The organism is Neoaquamicrobium sediminum (assembly GCF_040970315.1).
Lineage (GTDB): Bacteria > Pseudomonadota > Alphaproteobacteria > Rhizobiales > Rhizobiaceae > Aerobium > Aerobium sediminum.
In genome coordinates, this window is record NZ_JAZHFV010000017.1 from 23,309 (window position 1) to 33,340 (window position 10,032).

The 10,032-nt window shown below is 57.7% G+C and carries 7 protein-coding genes; 4 read left to right on the forward strand and 3 right to left on the reverse strand.

Annotated features, from left to right (window positions below; genetic code table 11):
* Positions 1-202 precede the first annotated feature (202 nt).
* A complete protein-coding gene (locus V1479_RS25230; RefSeq protein WP_173193927.1) occupies positions 203-391 on the reverse strand; it encodes a hypothetical protein in 189 nt (62 codons plus the stop codon).
* Positions 392-977: 586 nt separating this feature from the next.
* Here V1479_RS25230 and V1479_RS25235 point away from each other — a divergent pair.
* The 4 genes from V1479_RS25235 (at position 978) to gdhA (ending at position 8,130) form a co-directional block, all read left to right on the forward strand.
* On the forward strand, positions 978-1,253 hold the full coding sequence (locus V1479_RS25235; RefSeq protein WP_368805278.1) for a DUF6522 family protein: 276 nt from the start codon (positions 978-980) through the stop codon (positions 1,251-1,253).
* A 206-nt stretch (positions 1,254-1,459) separates the two neighbouring features.
* On the forward strand, positions 1,460-4,336 hold the full coding sequence (locus V1479_RS25240) for a bifunctional diguanylate cyclase/phosphodiesterase (RefSeq protein WP_368805272.1): 2,877 nt from the start codon (positions 1,460-1,462) through the stop codon (positions 4,334-4,336).
* A gap of 523 nt (positions 4,337-4,859) precedes the next feature.
* Positions 4,860-6,533: a dihydroxy-acid dehydratase gene (ilvD, locus tag V1479_RS25245; protein WP_368805273.1), complete on the forward strand. Its 1,674-nt coding sequence runs from the start codon at positions 4,860-4,862 to the stop codon at positions 6,531-6,533.
* A gap of 247 nt (positions 6,534-6,780) precedes the next feature.
* Positions 6,781-8,130, forward strand: coding sequence for an NADP-specific glutamate dehydrogenase (gene gdhA / locus V1479_RS25250; RefSeq protein WP_173193935.1), 1,350 nt, complete (start codon positions 6,781-6,783; stop codon positions 8,128-8,130).
* Positions 8,131-8,243: 113 nt separating this feature from the next.
* On the opposite strand, the gene nirK is transcribed toward gdhA, so the two are convergent.
* Both nirK and V1479_RS25260 read right to left on the reverse strand, forming a co-directional pair.
* Positions 8,244-9,437 (reverse strand): copper-containing nitrite reductase, encoded by a 1,194-nt coding sequence (gene nirK / locus V1479_RS25255; protein WP_368805274.1) that lies wholly within the window; start codon positions 9,435-9,437, stop codon positions 8,244-8,246.
* 63 nt (positions 9,438-9,500) lie between these two features.
* A complete protein-coding gene (locus tag V1479_RS25260) occupies positions 9,501-9,977 on the reverse strand; it encodes a pseudoazurin (protein ID WP_438620915.1) in 477 nt (158 codons plus the stop codon).
* Positions 9,978-10,032: the final 55 nt, after the last annotated feature.

A 10,032-nucleotide genomic window follows, 5' to 3' on the forward strand; every position in this document is an offset into this window, starting at 1 on the left:
CCGGGCTCAATTGGTCCTCAGGCACTGTCTTGATAAACAATAACTGAATCAACACGAGCATCATAACAAGAACGCCCAAGAACATCCCCACCGAAGTCACAAGGAGCCTCAGTGCCGCCTTTCCGATGAACGATTTTGGAGCCGGCCAGACCATAAGCCGGAAACGGATTCAAAGCTAACAAGTTCCTGGCCAGTGGGGTGGCTAGCGGCCGAGCAGTCTCTCTCCAAGTGCAGTGAGATCATTCTGCGACCGGCCATAAAATTGCGGCTCATCGTTGGATGGCAGCTGTTGCGTCGCATCGGTCGTGGAAAGATCGAAGAGGATCTCATGCAGAATCTGCCTATATCCAGCGGCATGATCTAAGAGTGTCAGAAGTTCATCTTCCGTCATCTCGTTCTCCGTCCGCTCGCCCCCGTCCACTCCTCGCCGGTATTTCTACTACGAGTTGCAGCAAATAGCAATCGAGACAGCTCCTTGAAGCTCCCGTCAAACGTGTTGACCTGGCTTCTTCAGCCGCTAAAGAACGAGCGTGCGAGCGATGCTCCATCGGCTGAATCGACGGGTATCGATCTGTCATCGGAGCAGCACGTTGAATAGCCCCTAGATTTGTGGACGCCTTCTTCCCGAGCTTTGAGGCAAGGAGGCCATGAAGGGGACCGGCTATTCCAGTGACGAGTTCAAGCGCGAAGCTGTCGCGAAGATCACCGAGCGGAGGCGTGCTCCTTGACGGCTGAAAATCCGCGAAAGCGCCCTGGAGCTTCTATTTGCTACGTTTGAGGCCAGACCGGTTCGGCCGTGCGCTGCTTGAGTTGGAGCAAACAAGCTGGCTTTGCGCCCACAAAAGGCGAAGGGGGGAAAATCCAGACCATGTAGTCGCGATGGAACAGCAAATTCTGGCATCCTTGCGCCTGCTCAATGAACAGCGGAGTTCATGGGGCTATTGGCTGGGACGAAACCTATTTCGGAAGATGTTGAAATGTCTGTGGTTCGCCTAGTGGACGGGATACCCGAAATTGATGCCGCCGTAGCCGCACGCGCAATGAAGTTCGCCGTGGAGTATTTTCTCAGGCAGATGCGGCGCGGGGCCATCCGAGGGCGCGTCGAGCGTGGGAGCGGCGAGGATGAGGGCAGGCACCGCTTGTCCTTCCGCCATCACGATCGCGAATTGATAATGATCGTAGATGAGAGTGGTCGGATTATAACTCAGGAATTGATCATGTCCCTCCCGACGCCACACTGGAAGCGGCCATGAATCTCCGCCGGTAGGCGATATCTTCTCGGTCCGCAGTTGCGGCGATCTTCTTCGTCACCTCGTCGATGCGCTGCTCCAGGCGGCGCCGGTCGGCGAATAGTCCGCGTGAAGTCTGCGCTTCGCCCGCGTCCCCACGGCTGCTTTCTTCTTGGAGTTTGTAAACCCGGGCATGTTATGTAGGGCTGAGAGCACGTGACGAGTGGCGGATGCAAACTGTCTATGAAACAATTGTTCATGATCACGACCTGCGCTTCGTGGGGTTGGCCATCGGCATCTGTGCACTTTCAGCCCTGACTGGGTCCGCCATAGCACAATATAGCATGAAGGCGGACGTCTCTAAGCAGCGAGGCTGGCTAATCCTCGCCGCCATAATCGCTGGGCTTGGTGTGTGGTCCACTCATTTCACGGCAATGCTGGGCTATCGACGCGATCTCGACATACATTTCGATCTAATCGTTGCTCTTCTTTCTCTCTTGCTCACAGGTGCATTCACTCTCGCGGGCGGTCTGATTTTGCATGGCCGGGAACGGGGATTGCTGGCCGGTGCCATAGCTGGTGTTGGCGTTGCGGTAGCTCACTTTGTGGACATGCATGCGCTACGTCTTGGTGGGATTGTTGTGCATGATCACCTGACGAGCGCATTGGCGATCGCTGTTGGTCTGGTTTTGACTGCGGGAGCTGGCCACCTCCTCGTCAGGTGGAAAGATCAGATTTTCGCGTGGCCTGCGGCAGCGGCATTGTTCGCGGCGGTCGTGTCACTTCATTTCATTGCAATGTCGGGTGTGACAATCGTGACGGTTGCCGCGCCTGTCGAGCTGGATGGTTGGATCGCGTCAGTTGACGAGCTTGCCACCATGGTGGTTGCCGTCTTCCTGTTCATGCTTGGAGCGGCGATAACCTACACGTGGCATTCGGAGCGACTATCGAGGGCGACGGCGGAAGAACAGCGCCGTCTGATCCAAACTTTGGAAACGCTCCGCGAGACACAAGATCACCATAGGGCCTACGTTGAGCTGAACCCCCAGATTGCATGGGTCGCCGACCCGAAAGGGAACGTAACGGAGATAGCGCCTCTTTGGGAAGAACTGGTCGGGCTACCGCGTGAAGCAGGTTGCGGTGCAGGATGGGCTGACGTTGTTCACCCCGATGACCTACCCTCCGTGGAACAGCTCTGGGGTGCGGCCATCGACGCAGAAGACCCCGAACGTGCCGATGTCCGCTATCGCCTACGAATGGCTGATGGCTCCTATCGATGGTTCCGTGCACGCGCCAAACCGCGCCGGGATGCTGCAGGCAAAGTGGTCGCTTGGTATGGAAGCCTTGAGGATGTCCACGAGCAAGTCCAGGGCGAAGACGCGCTTCGCGCCAGTGAAGAACGCTATCGTCTTGCTTCTCGCGCAACGAGCGACGTTATCTGGGATTGGTCCTTCGAGGAACAGCGCGCCACATGGGCAGGTGCCTATAAGAAGGTATTGGGGTACCCGGAACTCAAAGACCGGACCGACCGTGATTGGTGGCTCGATCGCATCCATCCCGAGGATCGCCCCAGAGTGCTGACGAGCCAGTCAGCAGCACTGGAAGGAGGGGCGGCTTACTGGCATGAAGAGTACAGGTTCCGTGTCGCCTCCGGCCACTGGATTGAAATCAGAACACGGTGTGTCATCGTTCGCAACGACGACGGCCAGCCCGTTCGGCTTGTCGGCTCCATGCTTGACATCACCCAACAGAAGACCGCCGAGGCCGAGCTGAACTGGGCGGCGCATCACGACCCACTGACGAAACTGCCCAATCGCACACTCTATCAGGAGCGAAAGCGGGTTGCCATTGATGCCGCAAAACAGGATGGCCACTGCGTCGCCCTGATCGTGCTCGACCTGAACAACTTCAAGGAACTCAATGACACCTTGGGGCATGCCGCTGGCGACCGGGTGTTGGAGAATACTGCTGAGCGCCTGCTTGGCAGCCTGCCCGAGAAAGCGACCGTGGCGCGACTAGGGGGGGACGAATTTGCGATCATATTGCCGGAGCTTGCCACTCCAAATGCGTATGCCGGACCGATGGACAGTGTTTCGGCTGCTTTGGCCGAGCCAATTCTATTTGGGGACTTGCGGGTTCCCGTTAATTTCACTGCTGGGGTCGCCATATGGCCGCGCGATGGAGATGATCCCGCCGAGCTCCTGATCGCTGCAGATCTGGCGCTCTATGCGGCCAAGGAGCAGATGCCAGGAACCGTGCTTGAATTCACGCCGTCGTTAAAGGGTGCTGCAGAACGACGTTCGAACATGCTGAAGTTGGCAAGGCAGGCGCTGGAGGAGGATCGTATCATCCCCTTCTACCAACCTAAGATCGACCTGCGCACAGGCCGCGTGATGGGGTGGGAGGCGCTGCTGCGAATTCGCAGCTTGAACAATGAGATACTGCCGCCGTCTGAGATTGCGGCGGCATTTCTCGATAGTGAGATCGCCGTTCAGTTGACAGATCGCATGTTTGCACGCGTTTTTACCGACATCGCAGACTGGCAGGCGGCAGGCATAAATCCAGGCCGCATCGCAGTGAATGTGTCGGCGGCCGATTTCCGGCAGAACGCGTTGGCTGACAGGCTCCAATCACATGCAAACGTAGCGGGGCAAAGCCTCTCTGCCATCGATATCGAGGTGACAGAGACTGTACTGATCGGCCAACTCGGCCCCGAGGTTTCACGCATGTTGCGAGAGTTGCGGACACTGGGCGTCATGGTCGCGCTGGATGATTTCGGGACGGGCTATGCCTCTCTGACACATCTTCAAGAATTTCCCGTCGATGTGATCAAAATCGATAGGTCGTTCATCGAGCGGATTGACGCAAGCGACCCAAAGGCAACCGCCGTGATTGATGCCGTGCTTCAGATGGCAAAGCGGCTGGGCATGCAGACAGTCGCTGAAGGCATCGAGACGGTCGAGCAGGCCCGATACCTGCGGGCACGTGGCTGCAGCATAGGACAGGGCTATCTGTTTGACCGCCCGCTCCCCGCGGCGGACGTGCCGCGCACTCTATCGGCTCAAAGCAAAGGGCAGTGGGAGTTCTTGCGTTTGCATCGACCGTGAAAGGGCTCCACTGAGTGGTGGCGCTGGTCGCTGCGCTGGCCGGCGATGCCGACACGATCAGCAGCGTTCGGCCCAAGGATCGCCCATGAACGAACCGGCACATGCCGGCTGTTGAACTCGCGGCGTGCGCTCTGCGTTAGCTGTGATGTATGGCCGACCAACCACTGACCATCAGAGAAGCTAGGCAGAGTCCGTGACGACAGCCGGTGGTGCCTTGCTCTGTTCGACGGGCCCTTTAGGGGCATTGGAGATCGCGGGTGTTGTACGTGGCGTGCGAGCACAGCCGGCTGCTTTCATCCTTCCAGCACGTGGCAACCTATTCGTGCCGGAGGCGAGAGTTTGAAATCCTCTGATGTCCGTCTGCATAAGTTGGGTCCGCCTGCGTTCCGGCTGGGAATAGTGCCAACACCTCGGCACTCATGTACGGTGGATGAGGTGGAGCCAAACCCCAAGTATCGTCGCCGCAGTGCAGATATGCCGTGAGAAGAACTCATCCGTTGATCAAAAAGGATCTGAAGAGCTCATGAAAATCAACGAACGCTCCAGCTACATTACTCAAGGAGTAGCCCGCTCGCCAAACCGCGCGATGTATTATGCGTTGGGTTACAAACAGGATGATTTCGACAAGCCGATGATCGGCATAGCCAACGGCCACTCGACCATTACACCATGCAACGCCGGGCTTCAGCCGCTTGCGGACGCGGCGGTAGGCGCGATCAAGACTGCTGGTGCTAATCCGCAGGTTTTTGGCACCCCGACGATCTCTGACGGGATGTCGATGGGCACGGAAGGCATGAAGTATTCACTGGTGTCGCGCGAGGTGATCGCTGATTGCGTAGAGCTTACAGTTCAGGGTCAATGGATGGATGGCATCCTCGTGCTGGGCGGCTGCGACAAGAACATGCCCGGTGGGTTGATCGGAATCCTGCGAGCCAATGTGCCGGCAATCTATGTCTATGGCGGCACGATCAAACCCGGACACTGGAAGGGCCAGGAGCTTTCAATTGTCTCGGCCTTTGAGGCGGTCGGCGCATTCATGGCAGGTAAGCTAAGCAAAGAGGATTTCGACGGCATCGAACACAATGCCTGTCCGACCACTGGCTCATGCGGCGGAATGTACACAGCCAATACGATGAGCTCGTCTTTCGAGGCACTTGGTATGTCGCTGATGTTCTCCTCGACGATGGCAAATCCGGATCACGAAAAAATCGAGAGCGCGGCCGAGTCGGGACGCGTCTTGGTGGAGGCGGTGAAGAAGAAGATCCGGCCGCTCGATATAGTCACGCGCGCGTCGATCGAAAACGCAGTTGCGGTAATCATGGCATTGGGTGGCTCTACCAACGCGGTGCTGCACTATCTTGCCATCGCGCATGCCGCCGGCATCGACTGGACATTGGACGACTTCGAGCGTGTACGCCGCAAGGTGCCAGTTCTTTGCGATTTGAAGCCATCTGGCAGGTACATGGCCGTCGACCTTCACCGAGCCGGTGGTGTTCCGCAGGTGCTGAAGGTCCTGCTCAACGCGGGATTGGTGAATGGAGATTGCCTGACCATCACGGGGCGAACGCTTGCGGAGGAACTTCATCTAGTGCCGGACTCGCCCCGAGCCGATCAAGACGTCATTATGCCGATCGACAGGGCGCTCTACCGCGAGGGCCACCTTGCGATCCTCAGAGGCAACCTTGCGCAGGACGGCGCAGTGGCAAAGATCACCGGGCTGAAGAATCCTGTCATGATGGGTCCGGCACGTGTGTTCGACGACGAGCAATCTGCACTTGAGGCAATCCTTGCCGATCGCATAGCACCCGGCGACGTGATGGTGCTGCGTTATCTCGGTCCACAGGGGGGCCCAGGAATGCCGGAGATGCTGGCGCCTACTTCCGCGCTGGTGGGGCGTGGCCTGGGCGAGTCGGTCGGTCTCGTTACCGACGGACGTTTCTCAGGCGGCACATGGGGTATGGTCGTCGGCCACGTCGCGCCGGAAGCCCACTTGGGGGGCACGATAGCACTTGTCGAAGAGGGCGACATCATATCGATTGATGCCCACAAGCTGCTCTTGCAGTTGCATGTCGACGACATTGAGCTGACGCACCGGCGCTCCGCATGGACCCAACCGCCGCCGCGCTATACGCGCGGCGTTCTGGCGAAATTCGCCCGATTGGCGCGTCCCGCCAACGAAGGTGCATTGACAGGCTAAGAGACCCGCCATCCGGATTTCGCTGCCGCTCATGGTTCAGACCGCCTCTTTCCAGCGCGGCACACTGTCTTAATGATAGTCGAGGGGCCGGTGCGGCGACAATCAAGTTGCGCGAGCACAAATATGTGTTTCACGGATCAGCTAGGATAACGGCGCGGTCGGCGTCAGTGGGAATCGAATCCACCCCTCAAAATCTACGGTTCAGCCGTCTACTGCCGGAGGAGGCGCGTACAAGTGAGTTATGCCAATGACGCAAATCGATGAGAAACTCGAAGCCATTCTGGGTGAGGTTCTGCGCCGGAATGCAGGCGAGCCGGAGTTCCACCAAGCCGTGCGCGAGGTTCTTGAAAGCCTCGGCCGGGTTGTCGCGAAACACCCGGCCTATGCGTCGGATGCTCTGATCGAGCGCATTTGCGAGCCGGAGCGTCAGATCATCTTTCGAATCCCCTGGATCGATGATGCCGGTCAAGTGCAGATCAACCGCGGTTTCCGAGTGCAGTTCAACTCCGCGCTTGGACCGTACAAAGGTGGGATCCGGTTTCATCCCTCGGTCAACATTGGGATAATCAAATTCCTTGGGTTTGAGCAGACCTTCAAAAATGCGCTCACCGGCTTACCGATCGGTGGAGGCAAAGGAGGCGCCGACTTCAATCCACGTGGACGCTCAGACCGGGAGATCATGCGTTTTTGCCAATCCTTCATGACGGAACTCTTCCGCCATCTCGGCGAGCATACGGATGTTCCCGCGGGCGACATCGGCGTTGGCGGTCGCGAAATTGGCTACCTGTTTGGACAGTACAAGCGTCTGACAAACCGCTACGAAGCAGGTGTTCTAACGGGCAAGGGATTACCGTATGGCGGTTCGCGGGCCCGCAAAGAAGCCACCGGATTCGGCGCGGTATATTTCGTAGAACGGATGCTAGCTGCAAATAGTACTTCTTTTGAGGGGCGGCGGGTGTCGGTCTCAGGATCAGGAAACGTGGCCATCTATACGATGGAGAAGATCCTCGATTTCGGCGGGAGGGTTATCACTTGTTCCGACTCTAATGGTTATGTGGTCGATGAAAACGGCATTGACCTTGAGTTGGTGAAGGAAATCAAGGAAGTCCGGCGTGATCGCATTTCCGAGTACGCGCGGTTGAAAGGAACGGGGGTGAATTATATTGACACTGGGTGCATCTGGGACGTTCCCTGCGATATCGCCATGCCATCAGCGACCCAGAACGAATTGACTGGAAAGGACGCACGGACGTTGGTGAAGAATGGTGTGGTCGCCGTAGGAGAGGGCGCCAACATGCCCTGTACACCAGAGGCGGTTCGCATCTTTCAGGAAGCTGGCGTGCTATTTGCCCCGGGAAAAGCCGCAAACGCTGGCGGCGTGGCGACATCGGCGCTGGAAATGCAACAGAATGCCTCCCGCGACAGCTGGACCTTTGAGCAAACCGAGCACCGGCTGGCAGAAATCATGAAAAACATTCATGACACCTGTGCAGAAACGGCACGGGACTACGGCGTGGCCGGCGACTATGTCCAGGGCGCAAACATCGCTGGTTTTGTGCGAGTTGCCGAGGCGATGCGTGCCCTGGGGGTAATCTGACTGTGCACGACGCGTAATCCAGCAGTCAGAAAACATGCGCAGGGCGCGGATATCATCTTGCGCCCTGCGTCGACGTTAACCGGAGCGGTCAGTCAAGCGCTCCTGGCGATATACTAGTGGCCGCTATCGTGAGGATTCGGAGGAGCGTTGAAAACATCCGGATTATCCGGACCCTCGACGATCAAATAACCGGCGAGCCCGCGTTCGGCGCGGGACAGCGCGTGATCCACCAGAACATACCGGCCGGGCACCTCGCATTTGAATTCGACGATGTTGGCGGAGCCGGGTGGGACCGAGATGCTCTGGACGTCTGTGATGGGAGGACTTGTGACTGAGCCAAGCTGATAGGCCTTGTCAAAAATCTCCCCTATGACGTGGAAGCCCGACGTATAGTTTGGCCCTCCCACGCCGAAGAATATTCGCACTGTCTCGCCTACCTGCGCTTTCAGCGGATAGTGATCAGTCAGCGCCCCGACATGCCCATTGAATACGAAATATTCAGGTCGCTCGTTGAGCAGCTTGTCATAGCTCTCCGTCAGCAGCCCGCTGCTACCGAATGGCTCTTCGGTATAGATTTCGCCCTGCATGACGTAGAACTCGCGATCAACGGGCGGCAAGCCATCCTCAGGCTCGACGAGAATGAGGCCATACATGCCGTTGGCTATATGGAGAGCGACCGGGGGGACCGCACAGTGGTAGACATAAAGCCCGGGATTTAGTGCTTTGAAAGTGAAAGAGCGCTCCTCGCCCGGGGCGGCCGTGGTTGCGCCCGCGCCACCGCCGGGGCCTGTACAGGCATGGAAATCCACATTGTGCATCATCCAGCTGTCTTCGGGGTTCTTTAGGTGAACCTCCACCTGATCGCCCACCCGCACGCGTACAAAAGGACCAGGCACATTGCCGTTAAACGTCCAGAAACGGAACATGGCCTTATCGTCCAGATGGGCCTCAATTTCCTTCGTTTCGAGATCGACTCGGACGGTCGCCGGCTCACGTCGGGTGAGGGGAGGAGGTATGTTGGTGGGATTTTCAGCAATGTCGGCCATATCAGGATGAACCGGATTGATTGAATAGATCCGGTTGCTGAGACTTCCTGGATACGTCCTGTGCTGCGCCATCTGCGTCCCATCGGCCGGCGCGCCACCCGTATGCGCGGAATGCGCGCCAGCAGTCTGAGCTAAAGCCGCTTCAGCCGCAACCAACCCCCCGACCGCGCCCACCGACCCTACAAGCAGGCGTCTGCGGCTGATGGACTTGTCTTCTTCGGCTGACTGGTCGGATCCTGACGTAGTCTGTTTTGGTGACATGCAACTGCTCCATTTTTTAACGGCGGTGGCGGTTGCGCGCAGAAGGCGCAACCGCTTCGAAACTTAATCTGCCGCTCCGGCACCGTCGCCTTCGGCACCATCACTGCTGACCTGCGCGATTAATTCCGCCATGCGCGTCTTGGCCCGTCCTGGCAGCTTTGCCGTCTCGGCCGAGTCCAAATTCTCCGTGCTATCGCCGACCTGGATGATGCCGACCATGCCAAGTCCGAAGTGCGGCATACACTTATAGCCGTAAATCCCTTCCACATCGAAAGTCACGACAATCTCTTCGTTAATCTTGCCCTTCCAGACCTCTGCGGTTTCTGGAATCATTTCGAGGATTGATTCAGAATTGTGACCTTTGTCTGTGGCTATGAACTTTACGCTGTCGCCCGGCTCAATCTTGATGAACGCGGGATCGAATTGCATCGGTTGGCCTTCAGGTCCCTTATTGAGCATGCGTACTTCGTGCTCGGCTGCGAAGGTGAAACCCCCGCTAAGAGGCCGTTTCGAAAAGGGTTGAGCGGTCGAGGTTCGCATGATTCCAAGCGGTTTGCTGACCTGCCTGGAGAATGTCATGTGGACCCCGACCACC

Bases quoted from the DNA above. Each gene is read 5' to 3' on its own strand.
- V1479_RS25230 (WP_173193927.1), bottom strand. From the start codon at position 391: ATGACGGAAGATGAACTTCTGACACTCTTAGATCATGCCGCTGGATAT.
- V1479_RS25235 (WP_368805278.1), top strand. From the start codon at position 978: ATGTCTGTGGTTCGCCTAGTGGACGGGATACCCGAAATTGATGCCGCC.
- V1479_RS25240 (WP_368805272.1), top strand. From the start codon at position 1,460: ATGCAAACTGTCTATGAAACAATTGTTCATGATCACGACCTGCGCTTC.
- ilvD (WP_368805273.1), top strand. From the start codon at position 4,860: ATGAAAATCAACGAACGCTCCAGCTACATTACTCAAGGAGTAGCCCGC.
- gdhA (WP_173193935.1), top strand. From the start codon at position 6,781: ATGACGCAAATCGATGAGAAACTCGAAGCCATTCTGGGTGAGGTTCTG.
- nirK (WP_368805274.1), bottom strand. From the start codon at position 9,437: ATGTCACCAAAACAGACTACGTCAGGATCCGACCAGTCAGCCGAAGAA.
- V1479_RS25260 (WP_438620915.1), bottom strand. From the start codon at position 9,977: ATGCGAACCTCGACCGCTCAACCCTTTTCGAAACGGCCTCTTAGCGGG.